Raw genomic sequence first — 22,153 nt, forward strand, 5'->3', positions numbered from 1 at the left:
TAAAAAATGTCTAATTCAAAAAAAGCAGTAGCTTTACGGTATAAACAAGGAACGGATCAAGCACCTAAAGTAGTTGCAAAAGGTATAGATTCAATAGCCAGGAGAATCATAGAAATTGCAGAAGAGGAAAACATACCAATAGTTAAAAGTGAAAAAGCCGTAGAAGAGTTTTATGGTTTAGATTTGGATGAAGAAATTCCTCCCGAATTGTATGAGCTAGCGGCTGAAATAATTGCTTTTGTCTTTAAGTTAGATAAAGAGTTCAGTTAGCATAAATTACTTTGTATAATGTACTACCTGAACCAGACATCAAAGCAAATATAATTCCTTCATCCTTTTCCATGTCTTCCTTTTTTTGCTTCAATTTAGGATATTCTTTGAATGCCACTTGTTCGAATACGTTAAACGCATTTTGTTTAGCAGTTATAATGTCGTTATTTTTTAAAGCTTCGTACAAGTTGTATGGATCACCGAAATGGTTTATACTTTCCCAATTTTGATCAAGTTTTTCGTACATTTTTTTAGTATCAATATTATATTTCATCTGGAATATTTTTATATTTAATTTTAAAGGTTCCAAAAATTCCAAAATTTCTCCTTTTCCTTTACCTATAGCGGTTCCACCTTTTAGCAAAAATGGGACATCACTCCCGATTTTGCAACTTATTTCGAATAAGTCTTTTTCTGATATTTTAAAATTCTTTGAAAGGAAGTTTAAAACAGCAGCAGCGTCGGCACTTCCACCCCCTAGTCCTCCACCCATAGGTAAATTCTTAATAAGCTTAATTTTTAAGTTAAAATTGTCAAAACCCGTTTCTTTTTTAAAGGTCTCTATGGACTTTTTTATTATATTATTATCCCATGAAATATTTAAAGGAGGTTCTGATTCGAATATTTCACTTTCAGAAAAATCAATAAAAATATCGTCGTGTTCGTTAATAGATTGGAAAAGGGTTAAAATATTATGGTAATTATCTTTTCTCCTACTAATTACATCTAAGTAAAGGTTAACTTTTCCAAAGGCTTTTAAATGCATTTAACTCCTCTTTCATTCGTTTGTCTCTTCTTCTTTTAACATGGCTTCTTCGTCTTCGAAAGCCATGGGTTTTACAATTGGAAAAGGTATAATGTCGCGAATAGTTGGAGTATCAGTAAGCAGCATACAAACCCTGTCAATACCTATTCCTAGTCCTCCAGTTGGAGGCAAACCATATTCTAATGCCCTAATGAAATCAAGATCCATCATTTGAGCTTCTTCATCGCCCAACTCTTTCAGTTCCATTTGCTTTTTAAACCTTTCAAATTGGTCTTGAGGATCGTTCAATTCAGAAAAGGCGTTCGCTATTTCATTGCCCTTTATTATTAATTCAAACCTTTCGGTTAACCTTGGATCATCTTTTTTTCTTTTTGCCAGTGGAGATAATTCGATAGGATAATCCATAACAAAAGTAGGTTGAATTATCTTATCTTCGACTAAATCCCATATTTTATCGAGGTAATGGTATCTGTCTTCTATTTCTACCTCTTCACCCTTGTTTTTCAAAAACTCTTTCAGTTCCTGATCACTCGCCTCGACTATATCTATTCCAAGATTTTCTTGTATGAATTCTCTCATCTTTATTCTTTTGAAAGGAGGTGTGAAATCTATTTCTTCTCCTTGGTACATAATCTTTGCTTTGTTGTGAACTTTTTTGGTAATGTTGTACAAGAGATCTTCGGTTAGTTCCATCATATCGTTGTAGTCAGCGAAAGCTTGGTACAATTCAATAGATGTGAATTCAGGATTATGTTTGTTTGAAACACCTTCGTTTCTGAATATTTTCCCTATTTCATAAACTCTCTCCATCCCACCGACGACTAGTCTTTTTAGATGTAATTCCGTGGCTATGCGTAAGTACATATCTATATCATATACGTTTAGATGGGTAATAAAAGGTCTTGCATTTGCTCCACCCATTATACTTTGAAGAACTGGGGTTTCAACTTCTAAAAAACCTTTGTTGTTTAAATACTCTCTGATGTATTTTATGATTAAAAAACGTGTTCTGAGGGTTTTAATGGTGTCATCGTTTGCGATCATATCCACATATCTTTGCCTATATCGAACTTCTTTATCTTTAAGGCCATGCCATTTTTCAGGAAGAGGGCGAATAGCTTTTGAGAGTAATTCTATATCTAAAGCCAAAAGAGTTAATTCGCCAGTTCTCGTTTTGAAGGGATAACCTTTTATTCCTATCCAGTCTCCAATATCAATATATTCTTTGAAAAAATCATAGTTTTCTTGCCCTACTTGATCCAAACGGATATATACCTGGATACGTCCAAATTCATCTTTTAAATCAGCAAAAGCAGATTTACCATGTTTTCTCAAATTCATCAGTCTTCCGCCGAAATTAAAAACTTCATCCGGTAATTGTTGGCCAGCCTCTATTTTACTATCGAAAAGGTCTTTGATCTGTTGGGAATTATAATTTTTTTGAAAATTGTACTTATACGGATTGTATCCTTTTTCCCTCATTTCTTTTAATTGATGCATTCGTATATTTCTAAGGTCCATACTTTGCCTCCTGCTTGGTAAGGTTAGTTTTGTGATCTATGAAATCTTAGCTTATCTCTTTGATTTCTATTTTTTTTGAACTTCCTCTGGCGGTTTTAATGTTGATAACTTCACCTTTTTTCCTTCCTAGTAATGATCTTCCAATAGGAGATTCAATACTGATCTTATTTTCTTCTATATTTGCCTCTTGAGGGGTAACTAGAACGAATTCCTGCTCTCTATTCAATCTATAGTCTTTTATTTTCACTTTTTTCCCCAAACTTACGGTAGAGTTATCGTGGTTGCCTCCATTTTCAATTATTTCTGCATTGTCTAATATATAATCTATCTCTTTGATTCTGGAATCTATCATTCCTTGTTCGTTTTTTGCCTCTTCGTACTCACTGTTTTCTGAAAGATCTCCCAATTCCCTGGCTTCTTTAATTCTTTCGGCAACTTCTCCCATAAGTCTTTTTTTAAGCTCTTCTCGTTCCCTCTTTAATTTTTCGTACCCTTCTCTGGTTAGTTGGTATACTTGTTCAGCCACTTTTGTATCGCTCCTCCCATTTCTAATAATGGTGATTAACTATTTTTTAATTCTCTTATAGCTTGTAAAAAGCTGTCTAAATCTCTAAATTCTTTATACACGGAAGCAAATCTCACATAAGCTACCTGGTCGATTGATTTCAATTGCTCCATAACCTTATCACCAATTTCAGAAGAATAAATTTCTGAATTGCCACTTCTTCTTAATTGTTCTTCTATATTATCAACAATTTCTTCGATTTGATCAGTACTTACAGGCCTTTTTTCACAAGCTTTTAAGATCCCGTTCATTAGTTTTTTTCTATCGTAAAGTTCTCTTCTGCCATCTTTTTTTATTATTCTTATCCTTGTTTGCTCGTATCTTTCATAAGTTGTAAAGCGCGCTTGGCATTGCAAGCACTCTCTTCTTCTTCTTATGGAAGTGCCGTTACTAACTGGTCTTGAGTCCAGAACTTTAGTTTCCTCGTAACCACAGAAAGGACATTTCATAATTATTGCACCACCATTTTACCTAAATTAGGTATTTTTTAGAGATTCGGCAATTTTTGAGATTTTTTTTAGTTTGTTGTACAAGGTAGATTTTTTCATTGATAAAGATTCTGCCATGTTACTCAAACTTGCATCTTCATTTTCTAATCTAAAAGCAGCAATTTGTTTTAGGTCGTTTGGTAAACTATCTATACCAATGCTTTCTTGAATAATTTGTATATCGTTAATTTGCTTTATTGAGCTATGAGCCGTTTTTGATGAATTAGCAGATATTAAATTAATAGTCCTTGTGACGTTGCTACGTAAATCCCTTATATCCATTAATTCACTAAGTTCTTTTACTTTTTCTTTGGCGTTGAGAAGCTCAAGGATATTCAAAATGTCATCGCGTGATTTTATGTATACTTTTGAGCCCTTACTTCTATTTAAAAATCTGGCATTTACCCCTAAAAGATTCTTAAATGTTCTAACTAAATCCTCTTTAAATACATTGTTAGTTTTCAAATTAAATTCTAAATGATAGGATTCTTTTACTGATATAGATCCACAAGACAACAATAAACCTTTAATAAAAGATCCAAAAATTACTGGATCTTTTTTTAAAGGTGGGGAAAATTTAGTTTCATTTAGATAAAGGTTGTTTTTCTTTAATATTTTATATATCGTTTGATAGTTTAAGAATATAGAACCTGTTCCACCAAGATTTAACCTTTTTTCGTTGTTAAATTTTACTTCAAATTTTTCTGTGAAAGAAAATTTGCACAGTTTGTATAATCTTTTAAAACTATTCAAAGATGTTATGGATATTTTTATTAATTTTTCAGTTTCTTTTTCAATAATTTCACCTTTTCCTATGAAAAAACCATAGAACTCAGCCTCTGGGAAAATGTAATCACTGTTCACAAGGCTTAATTTTAAAGCTTCTGAAAATGAATTCATAGAACGCATTTTAAAATCAACTCTGATGTTTTCTTTGGATCATGTCTAATTTTCGGTTCCTCATCGTTTATAATATAAACCAAATCAGATACCACTACTCTTCTATCTTCTTCCATATCCAACTTTACCGGACTAGATCCCATTTTCTGGTATCTTTGAATTATTTCATTTGGTAAATTTGATTTATTGGCTATGATGTAATCTAATTCTTCGCCTAAATAATTTTCTAGTTCTTCAACATGATCTTTCAAAGAATAATTGGTCGTTTCCCCTGGCTGTGTCATAATATTTGCTATATATAATTTCTTTGCTTTGCATAAATTGATTGCGTTTCTTATTCCGTCTACCAATATATTGGGGATAATACTCGTATATAAACTGCCAGGTCCAAAAACTATTATATCAGCTTTTTGAATTGCCATAACGCTTTCATCAAATGCTTCGGCATTGCCGTCCAACCAGATTCTTTTTATATTTTTGTTTTTCAACACAATTGATGTTTCCCCAAAAATGATTTCGCCATCGTCAAGTTCTGCTACAAGTTTTAGAGAGTCCAAAGAAGCAGGAAAGACCCTCCCTTTTATTTTCAGAGCTTCCGACAATGTTTTGATAGCTAAGGGAAAATTATTGCCGTTAATTCTAGTTAATGCTAGCAAAATTATGTTACCGAGATTATGATTTTTTAAGAATCCTTCATTAAATCGATATTTAAGTAATTTAGTCAGAAAGGTTTCTTGTTCAGCCAAAGCTAAGATATTGTTCCTAATATCTCCTGGCGGTAATATATTAAAATCTTCACGCAATATACCGGAACTTCCTCCATCATCTGTAACGGTTACTATGGAAACAATATCTATATCTTGATTCCATTTCAATCCCCTTAATATTTGACTTGTTCCCGTTCCACCACCAATAGTTACAATATTTTTCACAGCATATCTACCCACCTGACGAATATTTCCATGTTATCGTTCTATATCTCTGTGATCTATGCTTACTTCTCTTCCTTCTTTTTTTAAAATTTCATAAACCTTTTGGGCAATGTAAACCGATCTATGTTGGCCTCCGGTGCAACCTATGCAAAAATATGCTTCTATACGGCCACTTTCAGAATATTTATCTTGAATAAACTTCGCTAAATTAGCAATCTTATCAACGGTTTCATGAGTTTCTTTAAATTTTTCAAGGAATTCCATTACTTTCATATCTAAACCAGTTAGTTCATACATCTCTGGAAAATAAAAAGGATTTGGAAGATATCTCACGTCAAAAACATAATCAGAGATTGGCGGAATACCATTTTTAAATCCAAAGCTGATAAAATTTAACTTTAGTTTTTTCATATCTTCTTTTATCATCTGAAAGAATCTTTTTTTAAATTCAGTTGGTTCGGTTGAGGAAGTATCGATAACTATGTCACAAGAACTCTCTATTTCTGACATAACTTTTATTTCTTCATCAATGGCATTCTCTAAGGAAAGACCTAACGGGTGGGTTCTTCTCGTTTTTTTGTATCTATTGATTAGTTCACTTTTATCAGCTTTTAAAAAAACTTTATGAATTTCCATAGTACATTTGGCTAAACTTTCAACATTTTTAAATAATTCGATCAATTTTTGGGGATCTTTCCATCTAATATCACTTACTATAGCAAGTTTTTTGACATTGCTAGTGCATAAAATATTTAAAAAAGATTCTATTAAATGAGGGGGTATGTTGTCAACTGTATAGTACCCTTCGTCTTCTAGAGATTGTAACAATAAAGTTTTACCTGCGCCAGATAAACCGGTAATTAAAAAAACTGTTGGTTTTGTTAGCAATGTTATCAATCGCCTTTTATATAGTTTATAATACGATTTTTTTAAAAATAGGGTGATACTTTACGTCTTTCATAAAAACTTTGGAAAGAAATTTGAATTTTTCTAGGTTGCCAGTAACTAAAAAATTTACTTTAATTTTCCCATCTATTCTCTCTAATTTGATCTCATTTTTTAAAAAATCAACAACCCCATCTGCAGGATCAACGATGGAAGAATTTGTGTATTTTCTAATTTGCTTTTCTAAAATTGGATAATGGGTGCATCCTAATATTACTTTGTGGTACTTAGATTTGGAATCTTGTAAATAAAATCTCAAAACTGACTCTGCCATCTGTCCATCCCAATAACCTTCTTCTATAAGTGGAACGAACAATGGGCATGCCTTTTCTTCGAGATTGGTTATTTTTTTGCTTATAAGAGCTTCCTTATAAGCCCCCAAATTAATGGTGTTCTCGGTGGCTAACAAAAGAACAGTATCGTTTCTTTCTATTGTTTTTATAGCGTTGTCAATTATACTTACATATGTGAAGTTATAATTTTTCGTGTCGAAATTGGTTTTTTTTACAATGGAATCTGTTGTATTACATGCAGAAATTAGAAAATCAACTTTCATCTTTTGAAAAAAAGAAAGTATGTTTTTTAAATTTTCTCTTAAAAAAGGAATAGGCTTTGAACCATAAGGTACATTTAAATTATCAGCTAAATAAAAATACTCATGATTACCAAAATTTTCTATCACTTTTTTTAAAACCGTTAAACCACCTATTCCTGAATCAAAAAGTCCTATTTTCATAATTGGAAAATATCTTACCCCCATTGAATACTTTTACTTTGTTCATCGCTACCTTCATCATTGCTTTTAAGTGCGGTATTCAACATATCACTGAACTTATCAACCATTTGTTTGATTTCTTGTTTCGTTCTTATACTGTTTAATCTTTCATTTAGAAGTAATAGGAGAAAGATATAATCCACTTCTTCTCCACCGATTTTTTTTGCATAGGTTTCAACTTCCGATTTTATGTTTTCTAAAATTTCTTTTATAACATCCTCGGGTTCGTCCACTTTATATTTATAATCTTTTCCTAAGATTTTTACTTCAATTGAGCGATAATTCTTCATGATTTTTCATCCTTAAATGATTTTAATGAATCAATTAATAACGATTTTGATCCGGTTCATCTTGGAATGAAGTATTTGAAGATGCCGGATTATCAAATTCTCCAGTTCTAAACTCATCTCCTAATCTTGATATAAGTGAACTTTTTAACTGGTTTAGATGGTTTTCAATTTCATCATTCTTTCTTCTTAATTCTTCCAATTCACGTCCCATCTCTTCTTTTTCGTTGTTTATTTTTTCGTATTCGCTGAACAATTCATCGTACTGAGTTTGAAGATCGTTTTTTTCTTTTTTTAGTTCGTTGTATTTGTCGGCCAACGTTTCTAACATATTTTCCAGTTCCTTCAAAACGTCCATTTTGTACATTCCCCCTTTATTAAAATAATTTGTTGAAGTGAAACTAAAGCAATTATAACACAGCTAGATGAAAAAAAACTAAAAATACGCATATTTTTTAATTCTAAAACTAAAAAAACTAAAAGAGGCATAGCCTCTTTTAGTCTCTTGCTTTAACCAAAAATTTAATTGCCGTTCTCTCTTCCCCTTCAATTTCAACATCTGAAAACGCTGGAACACAAACTAAATCGATTCCGCTCGGAGCTACGTACCCCCTGGCTATTGCTATAGCTTTAACAGCTTGATTAACTGCGCCGGCTCCTATAGCCTGTAACTCAGCGCTTCCTTTATCTCTAATGATAGCAGCTAAAGCACCGGCAACAGCAACAGGATTTGAATTAGCAGCTACTTTTAGTACTTCCATTTCTGCCATGAATGATACCTCCCTGTAATGTTTTGTTTGTAATTTTGACTTATATAGAGCATATGGCGCATCTGGTGGGATTTGAACCCACAACCTTCGGATCCGAAGTCCGACGCTCTATCCAGTTGAGCTACAGACGCTCATCACTAATGATAATTATACCTTAAAATGACTATTTAAATCAAGACCAAAAATTTTTTAAATCATATGATATAATTTATTCGTGGAGGTAAAGATTGTGATGAAAGTTAAAGATAAAGTTTTTTTAGCTTTAGATTTTGAAACAACCGGTTTGAACCCTGAGTTAGGAGATCGGATTATAGAAATAGCAGCGATCCCCATATACGATAAAAAAATTAATTTCAAATATGCATTTCATACCTTGGTAAATCCAAATATATTCATACCTGGAGAGGTCTCTAAATTTCATAAATTAAATAATCAAGATATTTCTAACGCTCCATCCTTATCAGAAGTTTTCCCAAGATTTAAAGAGTATATTGATGATTCTATAATTGTATCACATAACGTAAAAATGGATCTGAGGTTTCTAGATATTGCTGCAAAAGAAAGTGGGATGTTTTCAATTGATAATTACTATATTGACACCCTCGAGATTTCAAAATACTATTTTGATAAAGGCCCATACAATCTTGAATTTCTTTCGAAAAAGTTCAATTTAGGGATAAAGCAATTTCATAGAGCTTGGGATGATGCATTATCTACAGCTAAACTTTTCCAAAAATATATAAAACTTTTTTCATTCGAAGCAATAACCAATTTTATTAAAAAATGGGGTGATTGATTTTGATTAAGAACTTTATTATCGATACAAATGTTTTGATTCATGATCCTAACAGTATTCTCAACTTTCAGGATAACAATGTTTTGATCCCATTTCCAGTAATAGAAGAAATAGATAAGTTAAAAACAAGAAGTGATAAAGTGGCTAAATCTGCCAGAGAGGTCAATAGAATTTTAGATAGTTTTAGAAATGGGACACCATTACATAAAGGGATAAAATTGCCTGGTGGAGGCATATTGAAAATCTTGGCGCTGGAAAAAAACGATGAAAAACATAAAATTCCTACTTACCTTGGGGAATCAAAAGATGATTTCATATTATATTACGCCATGTTTTTAAAAAGAACAGACAACTTACCAACGATAATTGTAAGTAAAGATTTAAATCTGAGGATCAAGGCTGATGCGTTAGGATTAGAAAGTCAAGATTATTTGACTGATAAAATAGACATAAAACTTCTGCCTGATGGGTATTATACGATAGAAAACCCAGATAAAGAGGTTGAAGAGAAGGGTGAGTATGATTTTTCAGAATTAGGGTTCAAAGAAGAACCTCTTCCAAATTCATATCTTAACTATGGAAACTTATTTTTAAGATATGATTCTAAGCTAAAGAAGTTTCAATCAATTTTGATAGATTTTGAAAGCGAAATTTTTGGAATAAAACCTAGAAACGTAGAACAAGTTTTTTCCTTGGATGCACTTTTAAACCCTGACATACCTTTTGTGACGCTAGTTGGTAAGGCTGGGACGGGTAAGACGTTACTAGCGTTAGCAGCAGGCTTATATTGTGTGCAAGTTGAAAAATTATACAATAAGCTCTTGGTTTCAAAGCCTGTTATACCGATGGGGAAAGATATTGGTTATATACCCGGAGATATAGAAGAAAAAATGCGACCCTGGTTACAACCTATATATGATAATTTAGATTTGTTATTCAAAGGTAGCGGGAAGAAACCAGAAGAATACCTAACTAAGAAAGATTTATTGGAGATAGAGGTACTTTCATATATAAGAGGAAGAACAATCCCAAACCAATACATGATAGTTGACGAAGCCCAAAATTTGACTCCTGCTGAAGTAAAAACTATTTTGACCCGAGTTGGAGAAGGCACAAAGATTGTATTAACGGGAGATCCATATCAAATAGATAACCCGTATTTGGACAGTTCATCTAACGGCTTAGTCTATACAGCTTCAAAATTTAAAGATAACCCTTTATCAGCTAATATTACAATGAAAAAAGGTGAAAGGTCAGAATTAGCAACAGTGTCTTCTGAAATTTTGTAAGAGATGGATGGGGGAAAGATGGGTGGGGAGCGAGGCAAAGGGATAAAACTCTTTTTTCCTTTAGGATGGGCTGCGGAGCGAAGGGGGCGCTAAAGTAAGTATTAGAAGTTCTAAAGAAGCCAAAAAATAAATAACTAGGAGGAAAAATAAGTTAATGAAGAAAGAAAAATTGCATCTTGAATACGATATCTACATAGACATTGCAAAAGAAGATATTCACCTTTTAATTTATCTGGTCGAAGCTGAAGCACACATAATGAACGTTAGAAAAAAACAAGAGAATGGGTATTTTAAAATAATAGTACCAGCAGGCTTGGTTGATGAAGCATTAACTTTACTCAACTCTTTGAAAAATTCCGACATAAAAGTGGAGGTTGTAAGTATTGAACCGCACAATGGGATTATTTAAGTACATTCCAATACCTAGAGAATATAGTCCTGATATATACTCTATTGATTATGAAAAATTAAAAAAACTTGGTTTCAATACTATTCTTATGGATTATGATTTTACTATTACTGTATGGAGAGATGACAATATTCCTGATAAAACATTAAACCTTTTAAACAAATTAATAAACGATGATTTTAAAGTTGCAATAGTTACCAATGCCAAAAGGGAAAAGGTAAAAAGAATTGAAAAACTGACTAACGGGAAGGTAAAAGTACATACAAGTATGAAAAAGCCTAATCCTAAAAAATTGAAATCCGTTTTAGAAGAGCTCGGTTCAAAAGAGTCAGAAACTGTTATTATAGGTGATCTTTTTATCACAGATATTAGCGCAGGAAATCGTCTGGGGTTGTATACGATTTTGATAAATCCGTATACTTATGGACTCGAAAATAAGTTTAAACAGTTTATGGCTGGATTCACGAAATTTGCTTACAACGTGTTTTTTTATACTATAGGTTGGTTTTTTAGAGCTATTGATTTAGTAGGTCCAAATGAATTTGAAAAAAGTGTATTTGATATTGATTATTTGCACCTCAAAGATAAGGGGTATAAAATTTTAATTTTTGATTTCGATAATACCCTCAATGAATGGCATAGTGATTATTTACAACCAGAAGTCATCGATCTTTTTTTAAAATTAAAAGATCTCGGATTCTATATATTAATAGCAAGTAATAGCTCAAAAAAGCGTTTTATGAATTTATATATACAATTAAATGAGTTAGGAGTAGATTTATTGACTTCTGCAATGAAGCCATTAAGATTTAAAATCAGAAAAAAAATAAAGTTTCATGGTTACAAACCTGGGGAAGGCGTGGTGATTGGAGATCAACTTTTCACTGATGTTGCGCTAGGGAATGCCTTAGGATTTTACACGATAAAAGTTAAGCCTCTATCTAAAAAAGAAGGACTATGGACTAGATTTATGAGATTTTTTGAAAAAATAGCTTTGAAATGGATAAGAAAAAAGCCAACTTTGATAAAGAACGAATAGTTATTTTGAAATATCAAAAAAAATATAGATATTGAGGAAAATAAAGGATTTTCAAAATAATCGACTTTAAATGGTTTTAATCGTCCTTAAATGCCTTTAATTGGACTTGCTAGTTTTAAAGTTTTTTTATATAATTAATGTAACCGATTACATTAATGCTCTTGATTCTTGAAAATAAATTAAAAGTATAGAATTCAAGTTCAATATTTAAAGGTATTAAAGAAATTAAACTCATTCTATTTTTATGTAAACGATTACAAAAACTGTTTTAAGGGGTAATTATTATGGCTCTAAAAATAAAAGATATTGCTAAGATGGCAAATGTATCCGTAGCGACAGTTTCCAGGGTATTAAACAATTCTGATAAAGTAAGCCTTGAAACAAAAAACAAGATTATAAAAATAATTCAGAAATATGATTATAAACCAGACAGGATAGCGACTTCCTTAAGAAGCAAAAAAACGGGAATTTACGCGGTTATTTTTTCGGTGAAAGGTGGAAAGGTTTTAGAGGATACTTACTCCACAAAATTTTTAAAAGGTGTTTTAAATTACTTTTCTTCAAAAGGTCTTAAACTAATCGTAGATATCCATGAAAATGGCAACGTCGCTGAATATTATAGTAATACGATAAAAAGTAAGATTGTTGATGGTTTTATTCTATTAGACATCAGAAAAAATGATGAAAGGGTTGATCTTTTAAATAAAGAAAAATTTCCATATGTTGTTATAGGTAGAAATGATGAAAACAATTTTGTATACATAGATAGTGATAACGTAGCTGGAGCTTATATGGCTATCAAACATTTAAAACAGATAAAATGTAAAAAGATTCTTTATATTAGTGGTAATATGGGAATCCCTGTCTCAGAGCAAAGATTAGCCGGGGTAAAAAGTGCTCAAAAAGACCTAGGCGTTGAAGTAGATGTAGAATTCGGCGATTTTGATGAAGAAAAAACAGTCGAAATATTAAAATCTATTCTAAAAAAAGGATTTGAATATGATGGAATATTTTGTGCCTCAGATATTATGGCTTATGCAGCTATGAAATTTTTGAGGGGGTTGAATATAGAAGTACCAATAGTTGGATACGATAATATTCCCCTTTCCGAATTTGTAGGTTTAAGTACCATCGACCAGAACATTATAAAAATAGGATACAGTGCTGCGCAAGCAGTAGATAACATAGCAAATGGGAAAGATACAATTTCTATGGTTGTTCCTTCAAAATTAATTAAGAGACAAAGCACATTGAGTTTTATTCAGAAGCATATTTAGTACCATAAAAACATTTTAAAGGAGGTAGTATTGTATGAGAAAGTTAGCTTTATTTGTTCTAATGGTTTTGTTAGTTGGTTCATCTTTTTCCGCAGTAACTATTACTATCACTGGATGGCCTGGAAACCCTGCTGAAGAATCAGCTATAAACGAGATTGTTCAGAAATTTAACTCTTCGCATCAAGATATCCAAGTCAGATGGGATCCCATTGCAGGAGATTATAAACAAACTCTTATGACTAGGTTATCTGGGGGTCAAGGACCTGATCTGTTCTATGTAGATGTGTATGTTTTCGAAGAACTTGCTAGAGCCAATGTTTTGCAACCTTTAGATCTATACATACAAAGAGATAACTTTGATATCGACGACTTCTATCCTAACTTGGTAGATGCATTCACGTTTAACAACAGAATATACGGAATAGCTAAAGATTTCTCAACTCTTGCGCTTTTCTACAACGAAGAGATTTTTGATGAATATGGTGTTCCATATCCTACTAACGATGATACATGGTTTGATTTGTTGTACAAAGCGGCCTTGTTGAAAGAAAGAGGATTTGATGCACCTTTGTCTTTGGCAGCAGATTTTAACAGATTGATTCCATTTATTCATAGTTTTGGTGGAAGTTTGGTGAAAGAAGATTTATCAACTGCTTTAACCGAAAAAGAAGCGGTTGCTGCCATGAAGTTTTATACTGAACTAGCTACAAACTACGATTTAGCTTATTTACCTTCCACGTTGGGTGCAGGATGGCTCGGAGATGCGTTTGCTAAAGAGATGACTGCTATGGTTATGGAAGGTCCTTGGGCTTTGGGATATATAAGAGAATCTTTCCCAAATGTTGAAGAAAAGACAGGTATAGTTGAAATACCAAGTCTTGTTGAGGAATCCACTATGATATATACCGTTGCTTGGGGTATGAATAGGCAAACCCCACATAAGGATGAAGCATGGGAGGTTTTAAAATTCTTAGTAACTGAAGGACAAGAAATTTTCGTTGAAAAGGCAGGAGTTCTTGGTTCAAGGCAAAGTGTTGCCGCTGAAGATACAGATCCTATGAAGAAAGTATTCTATGATTCAGTTGAATTTGGTTACCCATGGAGAGTTCCTACTCCTACCGGGATATTTGCCAAAGCAAACGATTATTTGAACTCTTTACTAAATGATCTTTTTGCAGGAAGAATTACAATTGAAGAAGCTGTAAATTCTATCGAAAAGAATTATAATTCTTGGGTGACTCAATAGATCAGACTAGGTGTCTTCAAGGCTTTTATTAAAGTTAATTAAATGATGAGGGGCAACCCCTCATCATTTTTTAAGAAAAGAGGTGATTTTGTGAAACCTAAAACTAGAGAAGCAATATCTGGGTATCTGTTCGCTTCTCCTGTTATAATTATAGTCTTATTATTTGTAATATATCCAATTATCATGATATTTTATTATAGTTTTACTAATTTTAATCCTTTAGAAACACAAAAATTCAAGGCACCGCTTAACCCACAAGAAGCCATTGAGCTTCATCTAGGTATGTTTCAGACAGATGTGAAATCTGTTGATGAAATAGAAAGCTGGTTTGACGTACTCACTTTTATCCAATACGACGTTGGCATTAATTTAAATGAGGAACAAAAAGAAGCGATATTGAAATATTTTGATAGTCAGAAACTTTTGGAAGATTTTATCGAAGGTAAATTAGATACAACTATGACAAGTTCTGAATTTATGACAACCTATATGAAAGAAGAAAAAGATCTATTTAAAAAATATAAACCCCAAATTGTCGGATTGGGAAATTTTCAGAGAATGTTTAATGATGATTATGTCAGAATATCTCTTTTTAATACATTATTGTATACTATTATCGTGGTTCCTATACAAACTTTTTTAGCTGTTTTGTTAGCAGTCGCAGCGAATTCAAAAGTTAAGGGTGTTAAATTTTACAAAGTTGTATTTTTTCTTCCAGCCATAACATCATCTGCTGCTATCTCTATGATTTTTTGGTTGATTTATTCTAAACCAGGAGTCTTAAATCGAATTCTTGTTGGACTTTTCGGCAATTTTGGATATCAACCGATAGATTGGCTTAATAACCCAAATACCGCATTATTTTCAATAATGCTCATGAACATATGGTCTACCGCGGGATATTTTATGATTACCTTTTTAGCAGGACTGCAAGACATTCCCAATTCATTATATGAAGCTGCAGAGATAGATGGTGCTTCTGGGGGACAGAAATTTTGGAGGATTACTCTACCTCTTTTAAGACCGCAGATATTGTTTGTTATAGTCATGGGAACTATTGGCTGTATGCAAGTGTTTGATCAGATCTATTTTTTAATCGAAAATATGAGAAATATCACGATCTCATTTTACATATATAAAAATGCTTTTGAATACGGAAATATGGGTTATGCTTCATCACTAGCATTGATACTTTTTGCGATCATTATGTTCATAACGTTTTTACAACGGAGATACATCCCTGAAGAATATTGAGGTGAAATCAATGACAGAGAAAAAATGGAAAATTGCAAGGATAATATCTTATATTGTTTTAATTGTCTACACTTTAATTTCTCTTTTTCCCTTTTTATGGGCAGCACTCGTATCGTTTGTACCTATGAATTATGTTGACGAAAACGGTATTACTAAAGGTACCGATGTAATGAGTTGGCCACCCAAGATACGAGTTTTTGAATGGCCACCTAAGGCTTTTGGTGCTCCTTTAACATTTGAAAACTATGCGAAGGTTTTTGAAGTAGTTCCGTTGTATTCGAGATGGTTTTTAAATACAGTTTTATACGCAGGGTTTATTACCATTGGGAACATTCTCATAGGTACCCTTGGAGGTTATGCTTTTGCGAGACTAAGATTTCCCTTAAAGGAAGTGTGGTTTGCTCTTTTTTTAGGGACCATGATGGTTCCAGCTCAAGTTACCATGATACCACAATATACTTTAATGGTAAATTGGGATTTAGTCAATACGTATTATGGGATGGTGTTTCCAAAATTGGCAAATATTTTTGGACTATTTTTGATGAGGCAATTCTTTATGAATTTTCCAAAAGAGATGGAAGAAGCTGCACGAATAGATGGGGCTGGGATTGGAGGAACTTTTTTCAGAATAGTGTTACCCAATGCTAGGCCTGCTGTTGGGGCGTTAGCTATATATACTTTTTTAGGTGCTTGGAATGATTTTCAATGGCCTTTAATAATTACTTCTCAAAAAGAGATGTACACCTTAACCCTAGGATTAAATTTCTTTAAGACATCTTATTATACTTTCTGGCAGTACATGATGGCGGCAACTATCATAATGACAATTCCAATGATAATTATATTTCTTTCATTTCAAAAACAGTTTGTTGAAACAGGTAGAGCTGCTGCAGTTAAAGGTTAATTGATCAAGAATTTGATGATGAAGGTATTGAGTTTAGAAATACAAAGGAGGATTAATCTGTGATAAAAGCCTGCATTTTCGATTTAGATGGAGTAATAGTCGATACAGCAAAATATCATTATATGGCATGGAAGAAACTTGCAGACCAGTTGAATATACCTTTTAATGAAAAAGATAACGAAAGGTTAAAAGGTGTTAGTAGGATGAAAAGTTTGGAGATTATATTAGATTTGGGAAATTTAAATCTTAGTCTAGAAGAAAAAGAAGAGTTGGCACAAAAGAAAAATAATTGGTACGTTGAGTACATAAGTAAGATGGACAAAAGTGAATTACTTCCTGGTGTAGAGAAATTTATAAAAATTTTGAAAAGCAAAGGTATTAAGATCGCAATTGCATCAGCAAGCAAAAACACAAAATTAATTTTAGAGCGATTAAATTTTGAAGACGTCTTCGACGCGGTTATAGATGGAACAATGATAAGTAATGCAAAACCTAATCCGGAAATCTTTTTAACAGCATCTAATTATTTAAGTTTAAAACCAGAAGAATGTGTCGTTTTTGAAGATGCTGTAGCAGGGATACAAGCTGCGAAAAGAGCCGGAATGAAAGTTATTGGTGTGGGAGAAGAAGAAGTATTGAAAGGTGCGGATAAAGTAATTAAGAATTTTGAAAACATTAATTTAACGTTAATTGAATCTATTTAAAAAATATGTTTTATGGGAGGGAGCAAATTTTGAACCTTTGGGAAATTGTACAAGATGAATACAATCCAGAAGAAAACAAAAAATACGAGACTATTTTCACATTAGCAAACGGTTATCGAGGACTTAGAGGGTTCAATGAATTTTCAAGTTACGGTTGGAAAGGTAACTTTATTGCTGGTATATATGACAAATCAGAAGCAGAAGTACAGGAGATCGTGAATAATCCGGACCCTTTAACAATAAAATTCTATATCGATGGAAAAAGGATTAATTTAGATAATCACAAAATTAGAAATTTCAAAAGATTTCTTGATATGAGAAAAGCAATTTTAAAAACAAACTTAGAAGTTGAATTGACTTCTGGTGAAATATTAACGATCAACGTCGAAAGATTTGTCAGCAAGAATGATGTCCACAGATGGGCAACTAAATATGAAATAGTACCGAAGAATTTTTCAGGAAAACTTATAATCGAAAACACAATAGATGGATCAATTACAAATTCTGTTCACGATCCTTATAAAGAGGTAAAACATTATAATGTTCTAAAAATGAAAGATTTGGAGCCAGGTATATTTCTAAAATCTTCTACAAAAGAGAAAGCAATTGACGTAGTCGAAGCAACGACGTTGCGTTGCTATAGAAATAACAATAACCTTTTAAGAAATCGTTCTTTTAAAATTTTAGGTGATAAAGTAAAAGAACTTTATGAGATTTTTCTTGAAAAAGATGAAGTTTATACTATATATAAATACGGAGTAACTTACACAACGAGAGATAACATAAGTGATGTTGAAAAAGTATCAGAAGAAGCTTTAGTAGAATTTGCCTTTGAAGGTTATGAAAAAGAGTTAAAAAAACACTGTGAAGAATGGGAAAAGATTTGGGATGATATTGATATAGAAATAAAAGGTGATGAGAAAGCTCAGTTAGGCATTAGATTCAACGTTTTTCAGTTAACCTCATGTGCCAATAAAAATGATACTAGTGTTAGTATAGCCGCTAAAGGATTACACGGGGAAGGATATAAAGGGCACATATTTTGGGATACCGAAATATTTATGGTTCCGTTTTTTATATATTCTCAACCGGAAACAGCAAAATCGCTTCTACTATACAGATATAATACACTAAACGGAGCCAGGGAAAACGCCATTTTGAATGGATACAAAGGTGCCCAATTTCCATGGGAGTCGACAGATAATGGTTTAGAAACTACTCCAAAGTGGGGAAAAGATTATTTGGGTAATCCAGTGAGAATATGGACCGGTGATGAAGAAATACATATTACAGCAGATATTCCTTTTGCTTATTGGGAATATTTTCGAGCTACTAACGATGAGAACTTCATGTTTGATTATGGAGCAGAAATATTTTTTGAAACCGCAAAATTTTGGGAATCTCGATTAGAGTATAATGAGCAAAAAGACAGATATGAAATCAATAATGTTATAGGTCCTGATGAGTTTCATGAGCACGTAAATAACAATGCCTATACGAATTATCTAGCTAGGTGGAATTTAAAAAAAGCTTATGAGATTTCTAACTTACTTAAACAAAAAGATTTTATAAAATATGACAGATTGTGTAATAATTTGGGTTTATCAGAAAAAGATTTCAAGAACTGGAAAGAAATTTCGGAAAAGATATTTATCCCAAAATTTGACGACACAGAACTTATAGAACAATTTGAGGGCTATTTTAAACTGAAGGACTATATTATCAATGAGTGGGACAAAAACAAAATGCCACTGTGGCCTAAAGGTGTAGAGATCAATAAATTAGATAAAACTCAACTTGTGAAACAGGCAGATGTGATAATGCTTTTATTGTTATTGGAAGATGAATTTGATAGTAATACGAAAAAATTGAATTATGACTATTATGAGAAAAGGACTATGCATAAATCTTCTTTGAGTCCGTCTATGTATTCAATAATGGGTTTGAAAGTGGGAGATCATCACAATGCCTATGAATATTTTATGAAAACTGTGATGACTGATTTGGAAGATAATCAAGGAAACACGGAGTTTGGTTTACACGCTGCATCTACTGGAGGTTCATGGCAAAGCATTGTCTATGGTTTTGGGGGATTGAGTGTAGATGAGAATGGAGTTTTGAATCTCAACCCTTGGATACCAGAAAAATGGGAGAAACTATCTTTCAAAATCTACTGGAAGGGAGCAAAGATAACAATCAGTATTTTTCAAGATAAAGTAATCTTGGAATCAACACAAGATCTAATGGTAAAGGTTTTTTCTCAAGATTGCGAATTAACCAGTTACAAATCGTTTGTTTTTAATACTTCAAATATAATTTAAAAAGTGGGCCATATGGCCCACTTCGATTAAGCTCCGTACTTTTCTAGTTTTAAAGCATTTGCCAAAGCTAACGGCATAATATCCAAGGCTGATATCGTTCCAAGGGTTCCCTTTGCGCATTCATATTCATCAAAAGAAACAGACAATCCTTTTCTTACATATTTTGAATAGAGCAAAACAGGAACAGGATGCCAGCTGTGTGCTTTTAGTAAAGCAGGGGTAGAATGGTCTCCGGTGATGATTAAAACATCTGGTTTCAGGTTTAAAATTTCTTTCACGGCTTTATCGGTGTTTTCGATAACTTTCACTTTTTCCTCAAAATTTCCGTCTTCACCATAGGAATCAGTTTTTTTCACATGAAAGTAGAAGAAGTCATAATCATTCCATACTTTTTTCAATGTTTCAACCTCATCTTCTGTTGTTTGGCCTGCTTCTAACACTTCCATTCCTACTAATTTTGCAAGTCCTTTGTACATAGGATAGGTAGCGATAGCGGCGGCTTTTAATTTATAATTCTCTTCAAAAGATGGCAATAGAGGATGCTTGGAAAAACCTCTTAATAGTGCAAAATTCATTTTTGGTTGATCTTTCAAGACTTCCCCTATCTCTTTTATCAATTTGTTGACAATATTAGCCATTTTTTCTGAATCGGGATTAGTTGCCTTAGCCCATTCCATTGGTAGCCCTTCTCTTTGTGGGTCAGCATCTGTGACTTCATCAAATAAACCTTCTCCTGTAAATTTAACCACAAGTCTATGTTCTTTCCCTGGGTAGAAAGTTATATCAACATCGTCTATTTTTTTAATATTTTCAGAGAGAATTTCTACAATTTTTTTTGATTCTTCACTGGATGGTCTTCCAGCTCTTCTATCAACTATTATTCCATCTTTTATTGTTGCAAAATTACCTCTTGCAACAACGTCCTTTTTATCTACTTTGATTCCTAATCCAAGGGCTTCCAATATACCTCTTCCTATGTCATACTTTAATGAGTCATAGCCAAAAAGGGAAAGATGCCCTGGACCGCTGCCAGGAGTGACTCCTTGTAGAACAGGTACACTTTGCCCTAAATCACTTTCTTTCGCTAAAGCATCCATGTGGGGTTTGTATGCCGCTTGAAGAGGAGTTTTACCATCTTTTGGCAGGTCTCCCAATCCATCCATGACGAGTAATACTATTTTTGAATCTGTCTTAACTACTAAGTCTTTTATAACTTGTTGTCGATCTACACTGTTCACTAAATTACACCTCCGATATTAATTTTTTAAGTGAATCCTTTAACGTAATAAAAACTCTATTTCTGATATCATGTTGTTTAAAGCCCTTTCAACTGAAATTCTTCCAGTTAAGGCATCATACACATTATTTTGTATAGCAAAAGAAATCTCTGTGTATATAGGAGATTTTTGTTTTAAAACTAAATTTTCTAAAGATGATCTAAAATTCAATAAATTGGGATCAACTTCAGAGATAGTTGGTTCGTTAAATACTTCTAAATTAGTTGGTAAAAAGTTTAATTGTATTAATCTTTGTGTTTGACTTTCATTAGAAGTCAAGTATTTTATAAATTTCTTTGCAGCTTCTCTTTCTTCATCAGAGGAGTTTGGGTTGATAGCCAATGCTTTTCCTTCAAGAACAGATACATGTTGATTTGTAAATTCAGTTTTTGGAATAGGAGCGATCCCCACCTTTCCATTAACAGCTGAATCTTCGCTGTTTAATAAATGCCAAGCATAGGTCAAATTCCTCATGAAAACGGCATCACCACTTTGAAATATGTTTCTGCATTCTTCTTCTCTGTAAGTTGTTACACCTTTTGGACTAATTTCTTCAGATATAATGTTATTTAACAGGTTTAGGCTAAGTAAAGCCTTTTCTTTATTTTCTGCTTGTTCTAGAACTAAGTGATCTCCTTCAAATATCTTGCCTCCATGAGAATACAAAATTTCGAGAAAAAAAGTCGTTAATTCTTCGTATCTAGCACCAGGCCAGACAAATCCTTCTATTCCTTCTTTTTGAGAAATATCCTTTGCAATTGTAATCAATTCATTCCAAGTTGTCGGCACTTCATATCCATATTTTTCCAATAAATCCTTTCGATAATATAAAACACCTGTTTCAACATAATAAGGAATTGCTTTTAATTCACCGTTAATTGTTACCATTTCTAATATTTGTGGATCAAGATTGTTTACATCAAAATATTCAGAATCTTGATTTAAGTTTACCAGGAAAGGTGAAAATTCATTTATCCACTCCATATCAAGAGATAAGATCGTAGGTTCTTTCGCATTGGTAACTACAAATGTCCCGTAAAATTTGTAAGTTGAACCTGGGTAACTTGGAATCGAATAAATTTCAACATCAATGTCTGGATTTTGTTTTTCAAAATTCTCTATTTGGGAGGTTAGTAATTGAATTTGATCTTCTATTGATTCAACGGCGATATTTATTTGAACAGCAAACAAGTTGATAAATAAAGATGTGATAATGAAAATAAAAAATTTCTTCTTCATTTTACACACCCCCTTGTATTTTTATCTTCAATAAAATTATATCATAAAAATAGCACTTGTTTTTAAGTGAATTTAATTTGTCAATTATAAAAGGCAGACTAATTAAGTCTGCCTTTTATCAAAATAGATCTTTTTATATCTTAAAACTTCCAACTAATCCTTTTAACTCTGTGGCTAAC

24 protein-coding genes and 1 tRNA gene are annotated in these 22,153 nt (G+C 32.5%); 11 read left to right on the forward strand and 14 right to left on the reverse strand.

Annotation, left to right across the window (positions count from 1 at the left end; all coding sequences use genetic code 11):
- Positions 1 to 6: 6 nt before the first annotated feature.
- Positions 7 to 270 (forward strand): EscU/YscU/HrcU family type III secretion system export apparatus switch protein, encoded by a 264-nt coding sequence (locus tag NAAC61_RS03410; RefSeq protein ID WP_012208015.1) that lies wholly within the window; start codon positions 7 to 9, stop codon positions 268 to 270.
- Here NAAC61_RS03410 and ispE read toward each other — a convergent pair.
- The 12 genes from ispE to NAAC61_RS03470 form a co-directional block, all read right to left on the reverse strand.
- Entirely contained in the window at positions 263 to 1,036 is a 774-nt protein-coding gene (gene ispE / locus NAAC61_RS03415) for a 4-(cytidine 5'-diphospho)-2-C-methyl-D-erythritol kinase (protein WP_103065352.1), read from the reverse strand. The genes NAAC61_RS03410 and ispE overlap by 8 nt on opposite strands.
- A 12-nt stretch (positions 1,037 to 1,048) precedes the next feature.
- Positions 1,049 to 2,557, reverse strand: a complete 1,509-nt coding sequence (lysS, locus tag NAAC61_RS03420) for a lysine--tRNA ligase (protein WP_121959327.1) — start codon at positions 2,555 to 2,557, stop codon at positions 1,049 to 1,051.
- Positions 2,558 to 2,603: 46 nt separating this feature from the next.
- Positions 2,604 to 3,083, reverse strand: coding sequence for a transcription elongation factor GreA (gene greA / locus NAAC61_RS03425; RefSeq protein WP_012208012.1), 480 nt, complete (start codon positions 3,081 to 3,083; stop codon positions 2,604 to 2,606).
- 35 nt (positions 3,084 to 3,118) lie between these two features.
- Entirely contained in the window at positions 3,119 to 3,571 is a 453-nt protein-coding gene (gene nrdR / locus NAAC61_RS03430) for a transcriptional regulator NrdR (protein WP_012208011.1), read from the reverse strand.
- Positions 3,572 to 3,598: 27 nt separating this feature from the next.
- Positions 3,599 to 4,519, reverse strand: a complete 921-nt coding sequence (gene whiA / locus NAAC61_RS03435) for a DNA-binding protein WhiA (RefSeq protein WP_121959326.1) — start codon at positions 4,517 to 4,519, stop codon at positions 3,599 to 3,601.
- Positions 4,507 to 5,442, reverse strand: coding sequence for a gluconeogenesis factor YvcK family protein (locus NAAC61_RS03440; RefSeq protein ID WP_121514386.1), 936 nt, complete (start codon positions 5,440 to 5,442; stop codon positions 4,507 to 4,509). The genes whiA and NAAC61_RS03440 overlap by 13 nt, the downstream gene beginning before the upstream one ends.
- Positions 5,443 to 5,475: 33 nt before the next feature.
- Complete coding sequence (gene rapZ / locus NAAC61_RS03445) at positions 5,476 to 6,330, reverse strand: RNase adapter RapZ (protein WP_158245203.1); 855 nt, start codon at positions 6,328 to 6,330, stop codon at positions 5,476 to 5,478.
- A gap of 25 nt (positions 6,331 to 6,355) precedes the next feature.
- Positions 6,356 to 7,123, reverse strand: coding sequence for a glutamate racemase (gene murI, locus NAAC61_RS03450; protein ID WP_158245422.1), 768 nt, complete (start codon positions 7,121 to 7,123; stop codon positions 6,356 to 6,358).
- Positions 7,124 to 7,137: 14 nt separating this feature from the next.
- Positions 7,138 to 7,452: a cell division protein ZapA gene (gene zapA / locus NAAC61_RS03455; RefSeq protein WP_012208006.1), complete on the reverse strand. Its 315-nt coding sequence runs from the start codon at positions 7,450 to 7,452 to the stop codon at positions 7,138 to 7,140.
- 34 nt (positions 7,453 to 7,486) lie between these two features.
- Positions 7,487 to 7,807 (reverse strand): coiled-coil domain-containing protein, encoded by a 321-nt coding sequence (locus NAAC61_RS03460; protein ID WP_012208005.1) that lies wholly within the window; start codon positions 7,805 to 7,807, stop codon positions 7,487 to 7,489.
- Between the two features lie 139 nt (positions 7,808 to 7,946).
- Positions 7,947 to 8,210, reverse strand: a complete 264-nt coding sequence (locus tag NAAC61_RS03465) for a stage V sporulation protein S (protein ID WP_041534184.1) — start codon at positions 8,208 to 8,210, stop codon at positions 7,947 to 7,949.
- Positions 8,211 to 8,273: 63 nt separating this feature from the next.
- Positions 8,274 to 8,350, reverse strand: a tRNA-Arg gene (locus NAAC61_RS03470).
- Between the two features lie 101 nt (positions 8,351 to 8,451).
- On the opposite strand from NAAC61_RS03470, the gene NAAC61_RS03475 reads away from it, so the two are divergent.
- From NAAC61_RS03475 to NAAC61_RS03520, 10 genes are all read left to right on the forward strand, one after another.
- Positions 8,452 to 9,015, forward strand: a complete 564-nt coding sequence (locus tag NAAC61_RS03475) for a 3'-5' exonuclease (protein WP_121514411.1) — start codon at positions 8,452 to 8,454, stop codon at positions 9,013 to 9,015.
- Between the two features lie 2 nt (positions 9,016 to 9,017).
- Entirely contained in the window at positions 9,018 to 10,304 is a 1,287-nt protein-coding gene (locus NAAC61_RS03480) for a PhoH family protein (protein ID WP_202695286.1), read from the forward strand.
- A 154-nt stretch (positions 10,305 to 10,458) separates the two neighbouring features.
- Positions 10,459 to 10,713 (forward strand): DUF4911 domain-containing protein, encoded by a 255-nt coding sequence (locus tag NAAC61_RS03485; protein WP_121514384.1) that lies wholly within the window; start codon positions 10,459 to 10,461, stop codon positions 10,711 to 10,713.
- Positions 10,688 to 11,752: a YqeG family HAD IIIA-type phosphatase gene (locus tag NAAC61_RS03490; protein WP_012208000.1), complete on the forward strand. Its 1,065-nt coding sequence runs from the start codon at positions 10,688 to 10,690 to the stop codon at positions 11,750 to 11,752. The genes NAAC61_RS03485 and NAAC61_RS03490 overlap by 26 nt, the downstream gene beginning before the upstream one ends.
- Positions 11,753 to 12,036: 284 nt before the next feature.
- Positions 12,037 to 13,029, forward strand: coding sequence for a LacI family DNA-binding transcriptional regulator (locus tag NAAC61_RS03495; protein ID WP_202695287.1), 993 nt, complete (start codon positions 12,037 to 12,039; stop codon positions 13,027 to 13,029).
- Between the two features lie 34 nt (positions 13,030 to 13,063).
- Positions 13,064 to 14,275: an ABC transporter substrate-binding protein gene (locus NAAC61_RS03500; protein WP_121514382.1), complete on the forward strand. Its 1,212-nt coding sequence runs from the start codon at positions 13,064 to 13,066 to the stop codon at positions 14,273 to 14,275.
- 90 nt (positions 14,276 to 14,365) lie between these two features.
- Positions 14,366 to 15,529: a carbohydrate ABC transporter permease gene (locus NAAC61_RS11180; RefSeq protein WP_041533988.1), complete on the forward strand. Its 1,164-nt coding sequence runs from the start codon at positions 14,366 to 14,368 to the stop codon at positions 15,527 to 15,529.
- A gap of 10 nt (positions 15,530 to 15,539) precedes the next feature.
- Positions 15,540 to 16,433, forward strand: a complete 894-nt coding sequence (locus NAAC61_RS03510) for a carbohydrate ABC transporter permease (protein WP_012207997.1) — start codon at positions 15,540 to 15,542, stop codon at positions 16,431 to 16,433.
- A 59-nt stretch (positions 16,434 to 16,492) separates the two neighbouring features.
- Positions 16,493 to 17,137 carry a beta-phosphoglucomutase gene (gene pgmB, locus NAAC61_RS03515; protein WP_012207996.1) on the forward strand — a complete coding sequence of 215 codons (645 nt, stop codon included), beginning with the start codon at positions 16,493 to 16,495 and terminating at the stop codon, positions 17,135 to 17,137.
- Positions 17,138 to 17,142: 5 nt separating this feature from the next.
- Positions 17,143 to 19,458, forward strand: coding sequence for a glycoside hydrolase family 65 protein (locus NAAC61_RS03520; protein WP_443146879.1), 2,316 nt, complete (start codon positions 17,143 to 17,145; stop codon positions 19,456 to 19,458).
- A 26-nt stretch (positions 19,459 to 19,484) separates the two neighbouring features.
- On the opposite strand, the gene NAAC61_RS03525 is transcribed toward NAAC61_RS03520, so the two are convergent.
- Positions 19,485 to 20,696, reverse strand: a complete 1,212-nt coding sequence (locus NAAC61_RS03525) for a 2,3-bisphosphoglycerate-independent phosphoglycerate mutase (protein ID WP_202695289.1) — start codon at positions 20,694 to 20,696, stop codon at positions 19,485 to 19,487.
- Positions 20,697 to 20,735: 39 nt separating this feature from the next.
- Complete coding sequence (locus NAAC61_RS03530) at positions 20,736 to 21,974, reverse strand: ABC transporter substrate-binding protein (RefSeq protein WP_202695290.1); 1,239 nt, start codon at positions 21,972 to 21,974, stop codon at positions 20,736 to 20,738.
- Between the last annotated feature and the right edge of the window lie 179 nt (positions 21,975 to 22,153).

The organism is Petrotoga sp. 8T1HF07.NaAc.6.1 (assembly GCF_016772115.1).
Classification (GTDB): Bacteria; Thermotogota; Thermotogae; order Petrotogales; family Petrotogaceae; genus Petrotoga; species Petrotoga mobilis.